At 68.7% G+C, this 20,493-nt stretch carries 19 protein-coding genes and 1 riboswitch; of the genes, 11 read left to right on the forward strand and 8 right to left on the reverse strand.

Features of this window, described 5'->3' with window-relative positions; translation table 11 throughout:
* The first annotated feature begins 33 nt into the window (after positions 1-33).
* The 8 genes from EV649_RS10820 (at position 34) to EV649_RS10855 (ending at position 8,748) form a co-directional block, all read left to right on the forward strand.
* Entirely contained in the window at positions 34-1,416 is a 1,383-nt protein-coding gene (locus EV649_RS10820; RefSeq protein WP_198682388.1) for an MFS transporter, read from the forward strand.
* A 64-nt stretch (positions 1,417-1,480) separates the two neighbouring features.
* Positions 1,481-1,681 (forward strand): cold shock domain-containing protein, encoded by a 201-nt coding sequence (locus tag EV649_RS10825; protein ID WP_130382983.1) that lies wholly within the window; start codon positions 1,481-1,483, stop codon positions 1,679-1,681.
* Between the two features lie 57 nt (positions 1,682-1,738).
* On the forward strand, positions 1,739-2,890 hold the full coding sequence (locus EV649_RS10830) for an L-histidine N(alpha)-methyltransferase (protein ID WP_130382985.1): 1,152 nt from the start codon (positions 1,739-1,741) through the stop codon (positions 2,888-2,890).
* A complete protein-coding gene (locus EV649_RS10835) occupies positions 2,887-3,444 on the forward strand; it encodes a hypothetical protein (protein WP_130382986.1) in 558 nt (185 codons plus the stop codon). The genes EV649_RS10830 and EV649_RS10835 overlap by 4 nt, the downstream gene beginning before the upstream one ends.
* 129 nt (positions 3,445-3,573) lie before the next feature.
* Positions 3,574-5,589, forward strand: a complete 2,016-nt coding sequence (locus tag EV649_RS10840) for a hypothetical protein (RefSeq protein WP_130382988.1) — start codon at positions 3,574-3,576, stop codon at positions 5,587-5,589.
* 100 nt (positions 5,590-5,689) lie between these two features.
* Complete coding sequence (locus EV649_RS10845) at positions 5,690-6,955, forward strand: extracellular solute-binding protein (RefSeq protein ID WP_130382990.1); 1,266 nt, start codon at positions 5,690-5,692, stop codon at positions 6,953-6,955.
* A gap of 80 nt (positions 6,956-7,035) precedes the next feature.
* Positions 7,036-7,875, forward strand: a complete 840-nt coding sequence (locus tag EV649_RS10850) for a sugar ABC transporter permease (RefSeq protein WP_241997970.1) — start codon at positions 7,036-7,038, stop codon at positions 7,873-7,875.
* Positions 7,876-8,748, forward strand: a complete 873-nt coding sequence (locus EV649_RS10855) for a carbohydrate ABC transporter permease (RefSeq protein ID WP_130382994.1) — start codon at positions 7,876-7,878, stop codon at positions 8,746-8,748.
* Positions 8,749-8,819: 71 nt separating this feature from the next.
* Here EV649_RS10855 and EV649_RS10860 read toward each other — a convergent pair whose 3' ends face one another.
* Complete coding sequence (locus EV649_RS10860; RefSeq protein WP_130382996.1) at positions 8,820-9,782, reverse strand: LLM class flavin-dependent oxidoreductase; 963 nt, start codon at positions 9,780-9,782, stop codon at positions 8,820-8,822.
* Between the two features lie 95 nt (positions 9,783-9,877).
* Between EV649_RS10860 and EV649_RS10865 the strand changes: the two genes are divergently transcribed.
* From EV649_RS10865 to EV649_RS10875, 3 genes are all read left to right on the forward strand, one after another.
* Positions 9,878-11,008, forward strand: a complete 1,131-nt coding sequence (locus EV649_RS10865) for an enolase C-terminal domain-like protein (RefSeq protein WP_130382997.1) — start codon at positions 9,878-9,880, stop codon at positions 11,006-11,008.
* A gap of 19 nt (positions 11,009-11,027) precedes the next feature.
* A complete protein-coding gene (locus EV649_RS10870; RefSeq protein ID WP_130382999.1) occupies positions 11,028-11,978 on the forward strand; it encodes a dihydrodipicolinate synthase family protein in 951 nt (316 codons plus the stop codon).
* A gap of 224 nt (positions 11,979-12,202) precedes the next feature.
* Positions 12,203-13,426, forward strand: a complete 1,224-nt coding sequence (locus EV649_RS10875) for a hypothetical protein (protein ID WP_130383001.1) — start codon at positions 12,203-12,205, stop codon at positions 13,424-13,426.
* 30 nt (positions 13,427-13,456) lie between these two features.
* On the opposite strand, the gene EV649_RS10880 is transcribed toward EV649_RS10875, so the two are convergent.
* The 7 genes from EV649_RS10880 to EV649_RS10910 all read right to left on the reverse strand — a co-directional run bounded on the left by EV649_RS10880 (position 13,457) and on the right by EV649_RS10910 (position 20,435).
* Positions 13,457-14,248, reverse strand: coding sequence for a prolyl oligopeptidase family serine peptidase (locus EV649_RS10880; protein WP_130383003.1), 792 nt, complete (start codon positions 14,246-14,248; stop codon positions 13,457-13,459).
* Between the two features lie 70 nt (positions 14,249-14,318).
* Entirely contained in the window at positions 14,319-15,335 is a 1,017-nt protein-coding gene (locus EV649_RS10885; protein WP_130383005.1) for a zinc-dependent alcohol dehydrogenase family protein, read from the reverse strand.
* A 13-nt stretch (positions 15,336-15,348) separates the two neighbouring features.
* Entirely contained in the window at positions 15,349-15,624 is a 276-nt protein-coding gene (locus EV649_RS10890) for a ubiquitin-like small modifier protein 1 (protein WP_130383007.1), read from the reverse strand.
* Positions 15,621-16,883 carry a threonine synthase gene (gene thrC, locus EV649_RS10895; protein ID WP_130383009.1) on the reverse strand — a complete coding sequence of 421 codons (1,263 nt, stop codon included), beginning with the start codon at positions 16,881-16,883 and terminating at the stop codon, positions 15,621-15,623. Before thrC ends, EV649_RS10890 begins: the two co-directional genes overlap by 4 nt.
* Positions 16,884-16,896: 13 nt before the next feature.
* A riboswitch (SAM riboswitch) is annotated at positions 16,897-17,040 on the reverse strand.
* Between the two features lie 65 nt (positions 17,041-17,105).
* Positions 17,106-18,071 (reverse strand): helix-turn-helix domain-containing protein, encoded by a 966-nt coding sequence (locus EV649_RS10900; RefSeq protein WP_130383011.1) that lies wholly within the window; start codon positions 18,069-18,071, stop codon positions 17,106-17,108.
* 155 nt (positions 18,072-18,226) lie between these two features.
* Positions 18,227-19,465 (reverse strand): cation:proton antiporter, encoded by a 1,239-nt coding sequence (locus tag EV649_RS10905; RefSeq protein ID WP_130383013.1) that lies wholly within the window; start codon positions 19,463-19,465, stop codon positions 18,227-18,229.
* Between the two features lie 22 nt (positions 19,466-19,487).
* On the reverse strand, positions 19,488-20,435 hold the full coding sequence (locus EV649_RS10910) for a DNA-3-methyladenine glycosylase 2 family protein (protein WP_241997972.1): 948 nt from the start codon (positions 20,433-20,435) through the stop codon (positions 19,488-19,490).
* Positions 20,436-20,493: the final 58 nt, after the last annotated feature.

A 20,493-nucleotide genomic window follows, 5' to 3' on the forward strand; every position in this document is an offset into this window, starting at 1 on the left:
TTGCCATCCGTGGACGCGGGCACTGTTTCCTGCATGAGCGGTTTGACCGGAAACACCTCGATCCGTTCCTCCGGCTGGGCAGTCGTCTGCGTGGCCCAGTTCGTCGTCGTGCTGGATGCAACCATCGTCACCACCGCACTGCCCGCGATCGGTGCGGACCTCGGTTTCGCGGCGGCCACGCTCCCCTGGGTGTTCATGGCGTACACGATCGTGCTGGCCGGACTGCTTGTGCTCGGTGGCCGGACCGCCGACCTCGGCGGCGCACGGCGAATCTTCCGGATCGGGCTCGCTGTGTTCTCTGCCGCCTCGCTCGTCTGCGCTCTCGCCTGGTCCCCGGCCGTTCTGATCGGCGCCCGCCTCGCCCAGGGCGCCGGCGCGGCGCTCCTGTCTCCCGCGGCGTTGGCCGCGTTGTCGGACGCGCTGCCTCCGGAAGCGGCGCGGCGAGCGCTGGGATGGTGGACGGCAGCGGGCGCCGGGGGCGGGGCGAGCGGCTGGTTCCTCGGCGGCCTGATCACCCAGGTCGCAGGCTGGCGCTGGGTGTTCGCCGTCAACGTGCCGATCGGCTTCGTCGCCTTGCTCTGGAGCGTCCGCAGCCTTCCCGGCCGCGGGAGCCGGACTCGCGTCGTCACCCTCGATCTCCCGGGCGCCTGCTGCGTCACGGCCGGCATCGCCCTGGCGGCCGTCGGCCTGTCGGAGATCGCGCGGGATGCCGCCGCGTGGCCCGGTTGGGCGGCGCTGACAACAGCTGCCCTGCTGATGATCGGCTTCACGCGCATCGAGCGAACGTCGCGGCAGCCTCTGCTCCCGCCCTCGCTGCTGCGAACCCACGGCGTTCTCGGCGGCAACCTCACCGCCGCCGCGTTGACCGCCTCGACGAGCCCGGCGATGCTGACCGCCGCGCTGTACGTGCAGGACACACTGCGCCTGCCACCGGCATTGGCCGGGCTCATCTTCCCGGTCTTCAACGTCGCGGTGATCGGTGGCTCCCTGCTCGGTCCGGCGGCAGTCCACGCGCTCGGCGTACGGCGCGCGCTGTTGACCGGATTCACGGGTGTTGCTGTGGGTGTCGCCGTACTGCTGCCGCTGCCCGCGGAGGGACTGCCGCTGACTCTGCTGATCAGCGGCTTCGGGGTCATGGGTGTGAGCCTCGGCGTCGCGTCCGTCGCGTCCACCACCGCGGGTACGGCGTACGTGCGGGAAACCGACCGTGGTGTCGCCGCCGGCGTCCTCAACTCAGCTGCTCAACTCGGGGCCTCGCTCGGGCTCGCGCTGTCCGGGCCGGTGATCGCGTCGGCCGCGCCGATGACCGGGTACCGGATGGCCTTCGGGCTCGGTATCTCGCTCGCTCTGACCGGGCTCGCCGCCGCGTTCACGGTGCCGCGGACAGTGCGCCGACCGACGGAGGGCCTGGGCTAGGCTTGTGGACCGCGAAGTACCGGAGGGGTCCGGGTGCAGCGGATCCCGTAGTCAAGGAGTATCGATGGTGCGCGGCACCGTGAAGTGGTTCAACGCCGACAAGGGCTACGGGTTTCTGGCCGTCGACGGGCAGGACGACGTGTTCGTGCACTGGAGCAAGATCGTCTCCGACGGGTACAAGACGCTCGAGGACGGCCAGCACGTCGAGTTCCAGATCGTCGACGGGCCCAAGGGTCGCGAGGCCGACGCGGTCACTCCGGTCTGACCGGCAGTAGCCGGCGGTAACCGATAACCTGACCTCTCATCATGTGAGGGGTGAGACGTGACAGAGCCGGTACCCGTGATCCGGAAGCTCGAGCATGCGCTGGCCGACGACGACTTCGCGTGGTCGCTGGTGCTGGTCGGCGAGGACCAGACGGACAAGCTCGCGACGCTGACCGGCGACCTGCGCGGACCGTTCTCGACGTCCGGTGACGGCAAGCAGATCACCTCGGGCTTCTCCTATTGGGGAATCGGCCCGACGATCGCCTGGGCGAACGCCACCAACGACCCGTTCTACCTGGTCATGAAGGCCGGCGCGGAGTCGTTCCTGCGGCACTGGCGCAAGCTCCGCCCGCACGTCGAGAACGGCGGCTTCCACCTGGTCAGCCTCGGGGTCGGCACCGGCGTCAAGGACCGCACGATCCTCAGCGACATGCGCCGGCACAACCCGGACATGTACTACATCCCGGTCGACATGAGCTCGGAGATGCTCCGGATGGGCACCCTGGAGCCGGTCCGCGGCGCCCGCTTCCCGGTCTCCCAGGTACTGCCGGTGCAGCTCGACTTCTCGATCGCCGACAACATGGAGGAGCTCGGGCAGATGCTGGCCCGGCTGGTCGACGACGAGCCGATCCTGTTCACCCTGACCGGCAACACGCTGGCCAACTTCGAGAGCGACGAGGAACTGCTCGGCACGCTCACCCGGGTGCTGCGGCCGCAGGACCGGCTGCTGCTCGAGGTGGCCAGTACGACGCGACTCGACCAGGAGTCCGCCGACGCGGCCGCGGACGAGTACCACCAGACTCGCGCGTTCGCGGAGTTCGTCACCAGCACCCTGCGGTACAACACCGACCTCAAGATCAACAACGACCTGGTCAAGTTCGTCGGCGAGGTCGAGGATGAGGACGCGCTGCTGGTGAAGATCTTCTGGCAGAACGACACCGGCGAAGAGATCCGGATGGAGCTGCCGGACCACACCGAGGCGGTGCTGCCGATCGGCGACACGATCCGGCTTTACACCACCCGCAAGTACTCCACGACCCGGCTGAAGCGGCTCACCGAAGCCTGTCAGCTGACGCCGGTCGAGGCGATCCAGTCCCAGTTCCGGTACGCCCGCCGCCCGAACCCGTTCGGCCTGGAGCTGCTGCTGCTCGCACCGGAAGGGGCCGGCGAGACCGCACGCAGCCTCGCCGACGACATCTGGTCCACATGAGGCGGACCGTCAGTGCGCTGACGTACGGTCTGCTCGCACTGGCCTTCGTTCTGGGAGTCCTGTGGTTCTACTGGCCGGATGGCTCGCGCTGGGAGCCGGCGGTCAACTCACTCACTCTGGTCGCCGGACTGACCGGCATCTTCGTCGAGCGGCTGACGGCCGAGGCGGAACGCCGTACCGAGGTCCTGCGGGCCGTCACGAACGAGCTGCACGAGAACACCAGGCTGCTGAACGACGAGCGGTTCTCGCCCGACGCGCCGACCACCCGGCAGGTGTACCCGCGGCTGGTGGTGTCGGCGGTCGATCTCGCGCTGGTGTCCGGCGCACTCGGCCTGCACCGGGACGCCGACCTCGTCGGCCTGCTGCACCGCTGGCGGGACACCGCGCACCTGTTCAACCGACGGCTCGACCTGACCGAGATCAGCACGTTCTCGAACACCATCTCCGCGGCCGAGCTGGCTGCGTTCCACCGTGCGCTGCACCGCGAGAACAGCTACTTCGCAGCCACCCGCGAGAAGCTCCAGGACCTGCTCGACGCGCTGCCGCAGCTTTAACGGCCGAGGCCGTAACCGGACCCGTTGCTGTCAGTAGCTGCAAATTGTGCCGAGCCGTTGACTTGGCCACGCCGTGAGAGCTTCACTTTCGGACAGGACCGTAAATACGGCACCCCGGAGGCAATTCGTATGCGATCAGTCCGCTCCCTTCTCGCACTGGCCCTCGTCGCTCTGCTCGGCACAACCCTGACCTCACCGGCGCGGGCCGGCAATCAACCACCGGTCGGCACGGTCACCTCACTCGGTACGCCGCTGTCCGACGTACTGCTCATCGGCGGCACGGTCGCGCCCGGCCCGAACGGCAAGACCGCGATCTGGAACGTGTCCACCGGAAGTCCGGCGTACCTGAACGCCATCGACCCGGCCACCGGCGACAGCCTGCTCTCCGCGGCGCTGCCCGGTGCGGACGGCAGCTACGCGGTCGCCGCGACGCCCGATGGCACGATCTACGTCGGCACCTACAACAACGGCCACCTGTACCGGCTGCGGCCGGGCGGCAGCGTCGAGGACCTCGGCCGGCCGATCGCGACCGAGTCGTTCATCTGGCGGATCACCACCGACGACCAGGGCAACGTGTACGGCGGGACGTTCCCGAACGGCAAGGTGTTCCGGTACGACGACCAGACCGGCGCGATCCACGACTACGGCACCGTCCTCGCGGGTCAGACGTACGTCAAGAGCATCGACTACGCGGGCGGCAAAGTGTACGCCGGCACGATGCCCGACGCGCACATCATGGAGATCGACGCCACCAGCGGAACGATCACCGAACTTCCGTCCCCGCCCGGTCTCGGCGACCCGTCCGACAAGGTCGTGTACGACCTGAACGCCCGCGGCGGGCGCGTGTACGCCCGGATCAGCACGGCCTTCCCCGGCCCGCTCTACGTCTGGGACATCGCCAGCCGCACCTGGGTCGACGAGATCCCGAACGCGCACGGCCTGGACATCTCCCCGGTCGGCGCGGACGGCTCGCTGTACCTGATCCAGAGCAGCGAACTGAAGAAGTACGACCCGGCGACCAAGACCCTGACCGGCACCGGCCTGACGTTCACCGGCCGGATCCAGAACGCCCGCTCGATCGGGTACGCCGACCTGAACCTCCCGGACTACCCGGGCACCAGCGTCGTCGGCACCCTGTGGCGCGGCGAGGAGTTCCGGTACAACCCGCAGACCGGCAAGTCCGAGATCTTCACCACCAAGGTCCGGCGGGAGCCGATCGAGATCCTGTCCGTCGCGGGCGGCAAGAACAACATCTACGCCGGCGGCTTCCTGAACGGCGGCGTGTCCGTGGTCAACCCGACCACGGGCGAGGCGAAGTTCAACCGGTTCTCCCAGGTCGAGGCCCTGATGGAGGGCTCGGACGGCACCGTCTGGGTCGGCGCCTATCCGGAGGCCCGCCTCTACTCCTACGACCCCACGAAACCCTGGAGCAGCCCGGAGTACTCCCCCGGACCGCCCGGTACGCCGGACAACCCGAAGCAGCTGCTCAACCTGAAGCCCGATCTCCTGCAGACCCGCGCCCGCGCGCTGACCGAGGTGAACGGCAAGATCGCGGTCGGCACCGTCCCCGACGGCGACCGGCTCGGCGGCGCGCTGGTGATCTACGACCCGACGACGAACACCGCGGAGAAGTACCGCAACGTCGTCCAGGACGAGTCCGTCTTCGGCCTCACCTCCCACTGCGGCATCGTGTACGGCGGTACGTCGATCGTCGGCGGCCTGTCCACCACGCCACCGACCCGCGACGCGGGCACAGTATTCGGGTGGGACGTGGCCAACAAGAAGAAACTCTGGGAGACCGTGCCGGTGCCGAAGGCCGCGACGGTGTCCTCGGTCACGATCGGACCGGACGGGCTGCTGTGGGGCGTGGCCGGGAAGACCGTGTTCGCCGTGGCGCCGGACAGCGGCAAGCTGAAGAAGTCCTTCACGCTCGGGACGACGAACTCCAGCGGCGACATCGTCGCCACCTCGGAGGCCGTTTACGTGAGCATCGACCTGAACAAGATCTACCGGATCGCGCCGGGGGCGAACGCCGTCCCGACGCTGTTCGTCGCGCACGCCCACCGGCGGCTCGGCGTCCGCGGGGATCACCAACTGCTGATGACGAGCGGCTCCGAGCTGTTCCGGATTGATATCAGCCGTTGACAGCCGAAATTCACCCCAGCTACTTTCGGTCCTGACCGTTATTCGGTTCGACCACTTTGAACAACTTCCGGCCCTGACTTCCGGACACCCTGGGGGTGCGATGAAATCCACCGTCCGCCGCATCGCGGCACCACTCACGGCGCTCGTTCTCGCTGCCGCGCTCAGTTCGTGCGGCGGAGGTGACTCTGGCTCCGCGGACTCGAAGAAGAGCGTCACGCTCTGGATGTACCCCGTGATCGCCGACCAGGCGGCCAGCGACGCCTACTGGAAGAAGGTCGAGACCGACTTCGAGGCGGCCAACTCCGGCATCGACCTGAAGCTGGAGAACCAGCCGTGGAAGGGCCGCGAGGAGAAGGTCGCGGCCGCGTTCTCCGGCGGGAAGGGTCCGGACGTCCTGCTGATGATCCCGGACCAGATCCCGCAGTACGTGAAGAGCGGCTCGCTGGAGCCGGTCGACGACGTGGTCACCCCGGAGAAGGACAAGTTCCTGCCGGCCGCGATCCCCGGCCTGACGGTCGAGGGCAAGGTGTACGGCGCCCCGATCTACCACACGGTCACGACCACGATGTACAACAAGACCGTGCTGGCCAAGGCCGGGATCAGCAAGCCGCCGGAGACCTGGGACGAGATCAAGGCGGCCGCGCCGAAGCTCAAGGCCGCCGGGTTCTCCACGCTGGACTACTCGGCCTCGCCGGAGGCGACGCTGAACCTGAACTTCTACCCGCTGCTGTGGCAGGCCGGCGGGAAGGTGTTCGCCGACGACGGCAAGAGCGTCACCTTCAACCAGGCGCCCGGCCTGGAGGCGCTGACCTTCCTGAAGAGCCTGTGGGACGAGGGCGCGATCCCGAAGACCGCGCTCACCGCGGGCAACGTGGTCGCCGACTCGCCGTTCGGCAAGGGGCAGGTCGCGATGGCGATGACCAGCGTGCCGGCCGACGCCGCCACGGTGACGAAGACCTGGGGCGCCGCCAACATCGAGATCGGGACGCCGCTGACCGGCAAGAAGCAGGTCGGGTTCGGCCTGCCGGGCGGTCTGGTGGTGAACGCGGCCTCGGAGAACACCGACGGGGCGAAGAAGTTCCTGTCGTTCATGATGCAGCCGGCCCAACTGGACGCGCTCAGCAAGGCGTCCGGGTTCTACTCGCCGCGCAACGACGCCAAGTCCGAATCGGCGGATCCGACCGCGACGAAGTTCCACGACGCGCTGCAGTACGCGATCCCGGGTGAGCCGAACCCGGCGGCGCGGCAGATCATGTCGTTCCTGAGCACCGAGATCCAGGCCGTGCTGACCGGTAAGAAGCAGCCGCAGCAGGCTCTGGACGACGCTGCCAAGCAGGCCAACGACCTGCTCTCGAGGCAGCGTTGACCAACACGCAGGACACGGTCGCGGGTCGGGCGGGACCCGCGGCCGGCCGTCCGCGAGGTGGGCCTCGGCGCAGACCCTGGGTGGGTCTGCTGTTCGTCGCCCCCATGCTGGTGCTGTTCCTGCTGTTCCGGTTCCTGCCCGCGATCGGGGCCTTCTTCCTCTCGCTGACCGACTACCGGATCAGCGGCAAGTGGGACTTCATTGCGCTCGACAACTACACGCGACTGTTGTCGGACAAGGTGTTCCACGAGGCGCTGCTGGTGACGATCACCTACACGGTGATCTTCGTCCCGCTGACGGTCCTGCTGTCGCTCGGTACCGCCGTACTGCTCCACCAGGTGGTGTGGAAGCGGGGCTTCTTCCGCGGCGTGTTCTTCCTGCCGTACGTGACCAGCATCGTGCTGGCCGCGGTGATCTGGAAGTGGATCTACGACGCGCAGGACGGGCTGCTGAACTCGGTCCTCGGGCTGGTGAGCATCGGTCCGATCGACTTCCTCAGCCAGTCGAGCACCGTGCTGCCGTCGATCGCGGTCACGTCGGCGTGGAAGGGCTTCGGGTACTCGATGCTGATCCTGCTGGCTGGCCTGCAGGCGGTGCCGAAGTCGTATCTCGAGGCCGCGATGATCGACGGCGCGGGGACCTGGCAACGGTTCCGGTACGTGACGCTGCCGCAGCTGCGGCCGGTGCTGTTCTTCGTGCTCGTGATCGAGACCATCGGCGCCTTCCAGGTCTTCGACGCGATGTACGTGATGACCGGCGGCGGACCGGTGCGGTCCAGCTACTCGCTCGTGTACTTCCTGTACGACAGCGGTTTCAAGTACTTCGACTTCGGTTATGCCAGCGCGATCGGTCTGGTGCTGTTCCTGATCGTGCTGATCGTCTCGCTCGTACAGCGCCGGCTCGTCGGGAGGGACGACTAGATGGCTCAGGTACTCGACCGCCCGCCGGTCCGGCCGGTAGTGGAGACACCGACGGCAGGACGGCGTACGGCGGGCCGGCTGACGTTGCCGACCTTGCTGGCGCTGACCGCGATCGTGACGATCGTGCCGTTCGCGGCGATGGTGCTGGTCGCGTTCGCGCCGCCGAGCGGACGGACGTTCCCGGACGCGCTGAACCCGGCGAACTTCACGCTGGAGAACTTCTCGAAGGTGCTGTCCAGTTCGGACATCCCGCGGTGGACGGTGAATTCGCTGCTCTACTCGCTGGTGTCCGTGGCGTGCGTGCTGCTGTTCGCGTCGATGGCCGGGTACGCGTTCGCGAAGAAGAAGTTCCCCGGCCGCGAGATCATGTTCTGGGCGTTCCTCGCCACGTTGATGGTCCCGTTCCAGGCAACGCTGATCCCGTCGTACATCCTGGTCGCGAAGCTGGACTGGGTGGACAGCTACTGGGGCCTGATCGTGCCGACGCTGGCGAACTCGCAGGCGGTGTTCCTGATGCGCCAGTTCATCATGCAACTCCCCGACGAACTGTTCGAGGCCGCCGAGATCGACGGCGCCCCCGAGTGGCGGATCTTCACCATGATCGTCCTGCCACTGGTCCGCCCGGTCCTGGCGACACTAGGCATCTTCGTCTTCCTCTGGCACTGGAACGACTTCCTGTGGCCCTTGGTCATCGGCCAGTCCGGCCAGATGCAAACCCTCACCGTCGGCCTGGCCACCCTCCAAACCCAAGCAGTCCCCATCAACCAGGTCATGGCCGGCGCCACCATCACGGTGGTCCCCAGCCTCCTCGTCTTCGGCCTACTCCAACGCTACCTAACCGACTCCATCGCCATGTCCGGCCTGAAGGCCTGAACCCGCACTTTGAGCACCCACCAACCAAAATCCCGGACTGAGAATGGTTGGTGGGTTCCCAAAGTTGCCTTTTACAGGTTGCCGAAGGACTCGATGGCCTTGAGGGCTTCGGATTGGGGCATGCCGGGGGGTTGGATGCGGAGGATGATGCCGTCGGCGCCCATGGACTCGTAGTGGGCCAGGCGGTCGGCGCATTGGGCTGGGGAGCCTATGACGCTGCGGTCGGCGATTTCGTCCCAGCCTTGGGTGTAGCGGGCTGCGTCTGTCGACGTACGCTTCCAGCCGGTGTAGGCGTCGTACAGGTCGCGCAGCGGCTCCTCGAGGGCCTGGCGTGCGTCCTGGGACGTGGGGGCGCAGTAGCCCTCGCGGCAAAGGATGACCTCCTGGCCCAGCGATCCGGCGCCTTGGGGGTAGGACAGGTACTCCGAGATCTTCGCGGGAAGGTCAGCGTCCAGCTCGTTGAAGGACGTGGTCCAGCCGTCACACATGCGCGCCGTACGCTCCAGCACGGCCGATACCCGGCCGCCGTTCCACAACCGCGGCCGCGGCGTCTGCACCGGGCGGGGCGACAGGTACGCCTCCTGGATGGACGTGAACTTGCCGTCGTACGTCACCTCGTCGGACGTCCACAACCGGGTGAGGATCTCCAGCCCTTCCTCGAACCGCGCGACCCGCTCCGCCTGCGTCACGCCGTACAGCGCGAACTCCTCCGGCCGGTACCCGAGCACGAACCCCGCCGTCAGCCGCCCACCCGACAGTACGTCGATGTGCGCCAGCGTCTCGGCGAGTACGACGGGGTCGTACAACGGCGCCACGATCCCGGCCGTCGCGATCCCGATCCGCGAGGTGTGCGCGGCCAGCCAGGTCATCGACGTCAGGATCTCGTGGTACCCGGGCCGGTGCAGGTGCCGCTCGCCCAGCACGACCCACTCGAATCCGGCCTGCTCGGCCAGCCGCGCCTGCTCGACGGCGTCGGCCAGCTGGGGCCGCTCGTCCGGGGTGCCGTAGAGGTTCAGATAGAGACCCAGCCGCATCGGGGTGCCACCTTCCGTTGACAGAGAGCGCTCAGGGTATTTACGGTCTTGACCGTAAATGCTTTCCGCCCAGATTGCGACCCTAGGAGCCGGTTATGAGTCTTGCAGCAGAACCGGCCGGGTTGCCGGGTGGGGGATCGGAGGCCTTCGGGGCCGCGCCGATCAGTGCGATCAAGACCCGCGTGGTGAGCGCGCCGTACCGCCGGCCGTTCCGGATCAGCAGCGGCGTGAGCAACGAGTTGATCAGCCTGGTCGTCGAGGTGCACACCGCCGACGGCGACGTCGGGATCGGCGAGACGTCCCCGATGACGGCGTACACAGGCGAGACGCTGGCCGGAGTCCAAGCGGCGATCGAGGAGCACCTCGCGCCCGCGCTGATCGGCCGCGACCCGCTCGACCGCGCGGGCGCTCACGTCACCATGGACGCCGTACTGCGCGGCCAGCAGGTCGCCAAGGCCGGCCTCGACATCGCCCTGTTCGACCTCGCCGGACGGATCAGTGGCTGGCCGGTCCACGCCCTGCTCGGCGGCAGCATCCGCGACCGCGTGCAGACCACGTGGGTGGTCGGCCTCGGCACCCTCGACGAGATGGCCGCCGAGGCCGCGGAGTACGCCGACCGCGGGTTCATGCACCTGAAGGTCAAGGGCGGCCACGACCCGGCCAAGGACCTCGAGCTGATCCGCGCCGTCCGCGCCGCGATCCCCGCCGACGCGGAGCTGTGCCTGGACGCCAACGAGGGGTACGACGCAACCACAGCCCTCCCGTACCTCACCAAGATGAGCGCGGCGGGCCTCACCCTCCTCGAGCAGCCCCTACCGCGCTGGGACCTGACCGGGCTCGTACGGCTGCGGGACCGCCTCGACGTCCGCGTGATGGTCGACGAGAGCATGCACTCGCTGCACGACGCTCTGGAGATCGCGCGGCGCGGTGCGGCCGACGTACTGAACATCAAGATCCTCAAGGTCGGAGGGCTCCACCGCGCGCTGCAGATCGCCGCGGTGGCCGAGGCCGCGGGCCTCGCGGTGAAGGTAGGGTCGATGCCAGAGCTGGGTGTCGCGACGCTGGCCGCCGTACACCTGGCCGCCGCCGTACCCGGAGCGACCGTCGCGGCGGACCTGGTGGGGCCGTTGATGGTCGACGAGGACCCGCTGGCCCCGACCGTATTCGCCGATTGCGACGGCTGGATCGACGTACCGAAGCGCCCCGGTCTCGGGCACGATGTCTGACAGGGTCTGAGAGGTCATCATGCATCCACTCGTCGAACGGCTCCGCGGCACGCTGCTCCCCGCGGTCGTCACCCCGATGGACTCCGACGGCGTCGTCGCGTACGACGCTTTGTCCGCGTACGCCGTCTCACTCACGAAGCACACCGTCGGCGGCGTCGCGGTGTGGGCACACACCGGGCGCGGGCTCTACCTGTCCCCGGGCGATCGCGCGAAGGTGCTCGAGACGTGGCGGTCCGCTACCGACGTACCGATCGTCGCCGGTGTCGGCGTACCGAAGTCTTCCGCGGCGCACACGCTGGAAGAGGCTGCGGACGCGACCGTGGAGATGGCGCGGGCTGCTGCGGCCGGCGGGGCCGATGCGGTGATGGTCTATCCGCTAGCAGTGCTAGGTGAGCTGCCGGATGGGCACGCGCAGGCGGTCGCGCTGCACGAGCGGGTCGCGGCCGAGAGCGGGCTGCCGCTGGTCGGCTTCTACCTGCACGGCGAGGCCGGCGGGTACCCGTACTCGCCCTCGTTGATCCGCGATTTGCTCTCGCTGGACGCGATGCTCGGCGTGAAAACGGCCACGCTGGACCGCGCGATCGGGTGCCAGGACGCGATCTGGGCCGGACGGGACAGCGGGAAGCTGCTGATCACCGGCGAGGACCGGATGTACGGGCCGTCGTTCATGTGGGGCGCGGACACGGCGCTCGTCGGGATCGCGTCGGCGCAGGTCGAGTTGTCGGCCGCCGTACTGCGGGCCTGGACGGCCGGCGACCACTCGGAGTTCCTGACCGCGTCGGACCGGCTGGACCGGTTCGCGGCGGCCACGTTCTATGCGCCGATCGAGGGCTATGTGCAGCGGATGCTCTGGGCGGCCGAGTGGGAGGGACTGGTGTCGGCCGCGGCCGCGTACGACCCGTTCGGACCGGAACTGCAGGCGGGCGAGCGCGATCTGGTGATCCGCTGCCTGGAGGAACTGCACCAGTAGGGGGCAAGTGGGGTGGCGCGCTCCCTCCTTCGCTCCACCACACCGACGCTCCCCGACCCGCCTGAGGGGGTGGCGGCAATTGTGGTCTTGACCGAAACTAGGAGAGTAAGGCCTGAAGGTCAAGATCTCGGAGCCCGCTGCGCTATTCTGCGACTTGAGGGCCAGACCAGAAGTCGTCGGAGGACTGCCGTGAGGATCTGCTCAGCTGTCGTCGAGGTTGACTGATGGCGCTCGCGGTCGGCGTGGTCGGTCCCGAGGACCTGGTCCAGCGGGTGATGGTCGTCGGCGCTCCGAGCGGGACCGTGCTCGTGCCGCTGGCGTACCGGCACGAGACCGAGGCGGTCGAGCTCGTCGAGCAGGCGCACAGAGAAGTCGACGCGTTCCTGTTCACCGGCGTCGTCCCGTACACGATCGCCACCGAGGCCGGGGTGATCGACCGGCCGGCCATGTACGTCTCGTACGACGGCGCGACCTTGCTGCGCGCCCTCGTCGAGCTCCTGCGGCTCGGCCACAACGTCACCCAGTTCTCGATCGACACGCTGCGGCGGTCCGAGGTGCTGGAGACCCTGATCGAAGCGAAGCTGCCGACGGACCAGATCCAGGTGCTGCCGTACCGGCCGGTCCTGACCTCGGACGACATCGTCGAATTCCACCGCACCGCCCGCGAGAAGCACGACACCAAGGTCGCGATCAGCTGCCTGGGGTCGGCGTTCCACCTGATCGAGAACGAGATGCCGTCGGTCCGGCTCGCCCCGTCGCGGTACTCGATCCGCTCCACCCTGCAGGCCCTGATCCTCACCACGACCGGCCAGCACGTCGGCGACGCCCAGGTCGCACTCGGCGTCATCGACCTCCCCGAACCGGACGACGCCCTCGCCGCGGACCTCATCACCCTCGGCGGCAGCCTCGCCGCCCTCCCCGACGGCCGGCATCTCGTCGTCACCACCCGCGGGCTCCTGGAGCAGGCGACCGAACAGTTCTCCCGGATGCCCCTGCTCGACCACCTAGCAGCCCGGCACAGCACGGCGTACGTCGGTTTCGGCGTCGGCCGTACGGCGGCTGAAGCCGAGGCGCTCGCCCGTCGCGCCGTGGGCCGCGCCGCCTCGATCGGCTCCGTCGCCGGTGTCGTCTCGATGTCCGACGACGTCGAGATCGTCATCGAACCCTCCGGCGACCAGCCGTCCGGCGCCCGCGGCACCGAAAGCCTCCCGCTGCTCGCCCGCCGGGTCGGCCTCAACACCCAGACCCTCGCCCGGATGCGCGAACTCACCGCCACCCTCCCCGACGGCCTCACCACCCAAGACGTCGCCGACCACCTCGCCGTCCAGCTCCGCACCGCCCGCCGAGTCCTGAAACGCCTCGAACGAGCCGGCCTAGCCGCCCCCACCGGCACCCAACAACACGGCCGCACCGGCCGCCCACCCACGGTCTACCTCATCCGCCTCTAGCGGCCGGGATGTGCGGAAAGAAGTTTGCACCTACCGCCAAAAATGTTCCGCAAAGAAGCGTGCGGCTTCGTTCGCCACGGCGTACCAGTCGTCGCGAAGGTCGTGCCGCCCTCCGTCGATCGCCAAGAGACGCGACGGCGCGCCGACTGCGAGCAGGGCACGATGGAGTCGTTCGGCCTGCTCGTACGGGACGGTCTCGTCGGCGGTGCCGTGGATGATCAGGAAGGGCGGTGCGCCGGCGCTGACCTGCGCAATCGGACTTGCCGCGCGCAGCTGTTCGCGATGCGTGGACACCTCGCCTCCAACCAACGCGGTGACTGGCGAAGGGCGGTCGATCCGCATGGCCCCGCCGGGACGGAGGAGGTCGGTCGGACCGCTGATCGTCACCACTGCATGGACGTTCGCCACCGCCGTACGGCGAGATGAGGCGAGGCCGGCGAGGGCTGCGAGGTGTCCTCCGGCGGACTGTCCCCAGATGCCGATGCGATCAGGATCGATCGGAAGGCCGAGCGGGTTGCGGTACATCCAGTCCAGGGCGGCCTGTACGTCGTGCAGTTGCGCGGGAAAGATCACCTGCCCGCTGTGACGGACGGAGATGGCAACCGTCAGGAAGCCTGCTCGAACCAGCGCGGGATTCGCGAACGGCAGCAGTGCGGACGAGCGATCGCCCGGTCCCCAGCCTGGACATCCATCGATCCGTACGACGGTCGGGACCGGGTTGGTGGGCAGGGGTGCCGGACCTAGTACGTCGAGGCAGAGGTCGATGCCGTCGGGGCTGGCGTAGCGAATGTCAGGGAGCAGGGTGAACTCGGACGCAGACATCTGGTCGATCGCCTCCTCGGGACGAACTCGACCGTGGCATTGGGACGATGCCGAGGTCCAGAGCGATCCTCTAGGGGGCGATGACGGTTACTCCGGCGGGGGTGCCGTTGGTGAGATCTGCCAGGGCGGCTGGGGTTTCTTCGAGGGTGATGGTGCGGGTGATGAGTTGCTGAGGGTTGAGGTTGCCGGTGGCAACTAGGTCGAGCATCTCGGGGTAGGCGTGGGCGGGCATGCCGTGACTGCCGAGCCAGGTGAGTTCCTGGCCGATGAGGCGGCCTACGTCGAGGTTGACGCCGGACGGGAGCAGTCCGATCTGGACGTGACGACCTCGCGGGCGGAGGGCTTGCAGGGCTTGCTGGACAACGTCGTTGGAGCCGAGCGCATCGATGGTGACGTGAGCGCCACCTAGATCATGGATCTGCGCAACGGTGTCTGCAGACGCGTGGATCGCGTGTACGGCGCCGTACTCCCGGGCCAGCTGTAGTGCTTCGGAGTTGGTGTCGATGGCGATGACCTCGGCGCCGAGGGCCGCCGCGATCATGACGGCTGACAGGCCGACGCCACCGCAGCCGAAGACGGCTACGCGTTCGCCCGCGACGACCTGCCCTACCTGGTGGACGGCGCGGAACGACGTCGCGAAGCGGCAACCCAGACCCGCGGCAGTCGCGAAATCCATGTCGTCGGGCAGCCGCACCAGGTTCACCTCGGCGTACGGCACAGCGACGTACTCGGCGAACGAACCCCAGTAGTTGAACCCAGGCTGCAACTGATTGGGGCACACCTGCTGATTGCCCTCCAGGCACTGTTCGCACGCACCGCACGCGCAGATGAACGGCGTCGTGACCCGATCCCCGACCGCCCACCCGGAGACGCCGGCCCCGACCGCGGCGATCGTCCCAGCAAGCTCATGCCCCGGGACATGCGGCAGCACGATGTCGGAGTCATGCCCCATCCACCCATGCCAGTCGCTACGACACAGCCCGGTCGCCTCAACCTTCAAAACCACCGAACCGTCCGCAACCGCAGGCTCCGCAACCTCACGAACCTCAGGCAGTACGCCGTACGCCGAGATGACAACCGCTCGCATCAGAGCAGCTTAATCAGCCGCCTGCGACCGCGGGGATGATGGAGACCTGGCCGCCGTCTTTGATCGTGGTCTGGAGGCCGTCGGCGAAGCGTACGTCGTCGTCGTCGACGTACACATTCACGAACCGGCGCAGCTCGCCCGAGTCGTCCAGGACGCGGCCCTTGATCCCCGGGTACGACGCGTCGAGCGAGTCGAGCACCTCGGTCAGGGTCGCGCCCTCGGCGGACACCTCGGACACGCCCTGGGTGTAGGGCCGCAGGATGGTCGGGACGCGAACGCTCACACTCACTGCAGGCCTGCCTTCACGAAGGCGTCGTACGACGCGGGGATGGTCACCTTGGGGCCGACCCGGTCGGCCACGGCGTCGAGCGTCTTCAGCCCGTCGCCGGAGTTGATGATGACGGTCTCGGCCTCGGGGTCGAGCTGCCCGGTCGCGATCAGCTTCTTCAGCGTCGCGACGGTCACCCCGCCCGCGGTCTCGGCGAAGATGCCCTCGGTCCGGGCCAGCAACTGGATGCCCTCAACGACCTCTTCGTCGCTGACGTCCTCGATCGCGCCACCGGTACGGCGGGCGACGTCCAGGACATAGGGTCCGTCGGCCGGGTTGCCGATCGCCAGCGACTTCGCGATCGTGTCCGGCTTCACCGGCTTGACCACGTCGTGGCCGTCGCGGAACGCCTGCGCGACGGGCGAGCAGCCGGTCGCCTGCGCGCCGTAGATCTTGTAGTCGGTGGCGTCGACGAGACCGAGTTTGCCGAGCTCGGTGAAGCCCTTGTCGATCTTGGTCAGCTGCGAACCGGACGCGACCGGGATCACGACCTGCTGCGGGATCCGCCAGCCGAGCTGCTCGGCGATCTCGAAGGCGAGCGTTTTGGAGCCTTCGGAGTAGTACGGGCGGACGTTCACGTTCACGAACGCCCAGCCCTCCTCCTCACCGGCGATCTCGGAGGCCAGCTTGTTCACGTCGTCGTAGTTGCCGTCGACGGCGACCAGCGTGCCGCCGTACACCGCGGTGGTGATGATCTTGGCGCGCTCGAGGTCCTTCGGGATGAAGACGACCGAGCGGATGCCGGCCCGGGCCGCGGCCGCGGCGACCGCGTTGGCCAGGTTGCCGGTGGAGGGGCAGGCGAAGACCTTCATGCCCAGCTCGCGGGTGGCGCTCAACGCTGACGCAACCACCCGGTCCTTGAAGGAGTGGGTCGGGTTGCCGGAGTCGTCCTTCACCCAGAGCTTCTTGAGCCCGAGTTCGCGGGCCAGGTTCTGCGCGTCGACGAGCCGGGTGTAGCCGGGCTCGGTGTTCGGGAAGCTGGCCACGTCCACGGGGACGGGCAGCAGCGGCTGGTACCGCCAGATGTTCTTGGGTCCGGCCTCGATCTGCTCACGGGTGATGGTCGGGTACTCGTACCCGACCTCGAGCGGACCGAAGCACTCCATACAGGCGTAGAACGGGCCGAGCGGCGACTTCGCCCCACAGGCCCGACAGCTCAGGTGCGTACCGTTGCCGAAGGCACCTTCACGGATCGTGTGGGTGGCGGCGGTCAGGCTCATGAGTGAGGTTCCCCTCTCATCTTCCCCGCGAACACCGGATCTCGGCGGCGGGACGGATTTGGCACCGTTCCACCGCGAGACGCCCCGGGCGGGGGCTCGACGGGGAGGGTTGCCGGGACTTCAACGGGCCGTTTCCCTCAGTCCCTCTGGATGAGCTCCCCCGAGATTACCCAATCGGGTCCATATTGTGTCCTGTGATCCCACCATCCGAGACCGCCGATCTCAGCTGTGGCGACGCTCACGGAAAGTACGACGGTACGCCGACGGCGATGTCTGGAGCTGCTTGGCGAAGTGGTGCCGCAACGTCACCGGGGTGGCGAACCCGGCCGCCGCCGCGATCTCCTCCACCGGCGCGTCCCCGGTCTCCAGCATCGTCAGCGCCGCCTGCACGCGCTGCGCGATCAGCCACTTGCCCGGCGTCGTCCCGGTCGCCTTGACGAAGTGCCGCAGATAGGTCCGCGGCGACAACCCGGCCTGCCGGGCCAGATCGGGTACGCCGATGGGCTCGGCGAGACGCTCGAGCGCCCAGCCGAGACTCCGCGCGACCGAGGCGTCGTCGGGGTCCGGCGGAACCGGGGACTCGATGTACTGCGCCTGCCCGCCGGCCCGGTACGGCTGGATCACCAACCTGCGCGCGACCGCGTTCGCCACGGCGGCACCGTGATCCTTGCGGACCAGGTGCATCGCCAGATCCAGTCCGGCCGCACAGCCCGCGCTCGTCAGCACATCTCCCTCGTCGGTGTACAGCGGCTCCGGATCCACGAGGATCTCCGGATAGCGCTCACGCAGGAGGTCGGCGTACCGCCAATGGGTGGTCGCGCGCCGGCCGTCGAGGAGACCGGCGGCCGCGAGCGCGAACGCACCGGAGCAGATCGACACGATCCGGGCGCCGCGCGCGTGCGCGTGCCGGAGCGCCTCGATCAGACCGGGAGAGGTTGCGCCCCTCGGATCCGCGACGCTCGGTACGACGACCGTATCGGCGGCGGCGAACTCCTCGAGACCGTGCGGGCTGCTGAGCGTGGCACCGCCGATCACGCGGATCGGGTCGGGCGTCTCGGTGCAGACCTTCAGCTCGTACCAGGGCTGGTCGATGTCCGGCCACACCAGGCCGAACACCTCGATGACGATGCCGGCCTCGAACGCGGTCATACCGTCGTACGCGAGGACCGACACGGTGGGCTGAGACATGTCAAAATCTTAGCGATAGTCGTCGTCAGCGCCACTTCTGCGGCGGCGCGCAGGCTCGGACGATGGAGGCATGTTCGAGAAGCTGAAGGAGTTCACCGCCGGAGTCCACGCCGCCTCCGCGATCAGCCACGGTCTCGAGCCGCCGGCTGCCGCGCTCAGGAACGCCGGTCGTCGAGCATCCGCATCAGCGGGGTCGCGGCAACGCCGTGCACAAGCACGCTCAGGACGACGGTGAAACCGACAGTCGCCCACAGCCAGGGCAGATCGGTGCGGAAGTCGGCGCCGGCGTACGCGAGATAGAACACCGACCCGACCCCACGGACCCCGAACGCGGCCGTCACCCACCGCTCGGAGCGGCGCATCGGGGTCCGGGCCAACGAGATCCACGCGGTCACCGGACGAACCACCAGCACCAGCAGCGACCCGAGCGCGGCGCCGGCGAAGGTCAGCGGCGCGAGCAGGCCGTCCGTGATCGCCACTCCGAGCAGCAGCAGGATCCCCCAGGTGAGGATGTGCTCGAGCTGCTCGACGAACCCGTGCAGCTCCTCGTGGAAGTCGTGACTTCGCTCGGCCGCACGCAGTGTCAGCGCCGCGACGAAGACCGCGATGAATCCGTAGCCGTGCAGCACCTGCGCCAGACCGTAGACGCCGAGCGTCATCGCGAGCGCCAGTACGGGCTCCCGTGAGTCGGCCAGCCGGAAGGTCCGCGACGGTGCGTCGAACGTCATCTTGCCGAGCAACCAGCCCACGCCGACGCCGACGGCAACGCCGATCACCGTCCGGCCGATCAGGTCCCAGGCGAACCACTCGAGCGCCCAGTTGCCCACCGCGCCCTTGGTGGCCGCGAACACCGCGGCGTACACGAACGGGAAGGCAAGGCCGTCGTTCAGACCTGCCTCTGAGGTGAGTGCAAAACGAACCTCGTCGTCCTCCTCCGGCTCGGCGCCCGCGCCGGTCGTCGGCCCCTGCACCTGAACGTCCGAGGCCAGCACCGGATCGGTCGGGGCGAGGACGGCGCCGAGCAGCAGGGCGGTTGCGGGTGCCAACCCGAGCAGCCATCCGGCGCCGGCGATCGCGGCGATGCAGGCCGGCATCGCGACCAGCAGGAGGCGCCACGTCACCGTCCATCGGCGCCATCCGATCGGCCGGTCGATCGCCAGCCCGACGCCCATCAACGCGACCAGGATCGTCAGCTCGGCAACGTGCTTAGTGAGGCCTGGCTCGGCGATCGGACTCAATCGGTTGCGGTCGACCGCCAGGCCCAGCAGCAGGCCGGCACCGAGGAAGGCGATCGGCGCGGAGACGGCGTACCGGCGGAGCAGGCGCGGCAGGACGGCACCGAGCAGCAGGGCCAGGCCCGCCACGAGGTACAGGCCATCCCCGTTGATTGTCATGGTGCTGGACCAGTGCCCCGGGCTACCTCAAGCGATGCGTTGCGCCCGGCGTGTGGGTGGGGAGCGACTTGCGGGGGCCGTAGCGAGGGTGGCCGATGCCGGTGAGCTCCAGGAGGCGCTGGACGCGGAAGCGGTGGCCGCGATACGGCTCGATCAGTTCGGCGCAGCCGTCGTCGTCCAGTTCCTCGCCGATCAGCGCGTACGACACGTTCCGCGACACGTGGTAGTCCGCGAACGAGAACGCGTCCGCGTCCCCGTGAGCCCGCTGCCGTACCTCGGCCGCCGTCCACACCCCGACCCCGGGCAGCGACCGCAGCCGCCGCTCGATCTCGTCGGAGTCGCTCAGCTCGAGCGTCCGCTCCAGCGCCTTCGCCCGCGTCGCCGCCGTGATGACCACCCGCGACCGCCGCCCCTCGACACCCGCCCGCAGCCACTGCCACGACGGGATCTGCCGCCACTCCTCGGGCGCCGGCGGCACCATCATCTGCCGCCCGTCCGGAGGCGTCGGCCCCGGCGCAGGTTCGCCGTACTCACGCAGCAGCAGCCGCCACGCCCGGAACGCCTCCTTGCCGGTCACCACCTGCTCGATCCCGGCCGCCGCCATCGCCTCGAACACCGCCCGCGTCCGCGGCACGCGTACATCCGGGAACCGCCGCGCCGCGTCCACCAGCACCCGATGCTCCGGCAGCGGCTCGAACCCGTCCCAGCTGTCCCGCTCCCCCAGCAGCTCCGGCACACCGTCGAGCGCCCACTCCGACCCCGGCCCCCACGCCTCCGCCTCGACAAACCCGGCGTACGGCGTCAACCGCAACAACACCGCCCCGTCCGGCGTCCGCGTGGCCCGCCAGACAGTCCGCCGTCCCGGATCAAACACGTACGCCGGATCCCCGGGCCCCTTGCGCAACCCCCCGATCACCGAATGCGGATCCACCACCCGCCCAGGACGCCAGACCCGCACCACCGAACTCACCGCCCCAGTCTGACCCACACCGCCGACAAACCGCTCCGACCTGTTCGATACTGGGTGG

This window comes from Kribbella sp. VKM Ac-2569 (assembly GCF_004216905.1).
In the GTDB taxonomy this organism is placed as follows: Bacteria; Actinomycetota; Actinomycetes; order Propionibacteriales; family Kribbellaceae; genus Kribbella.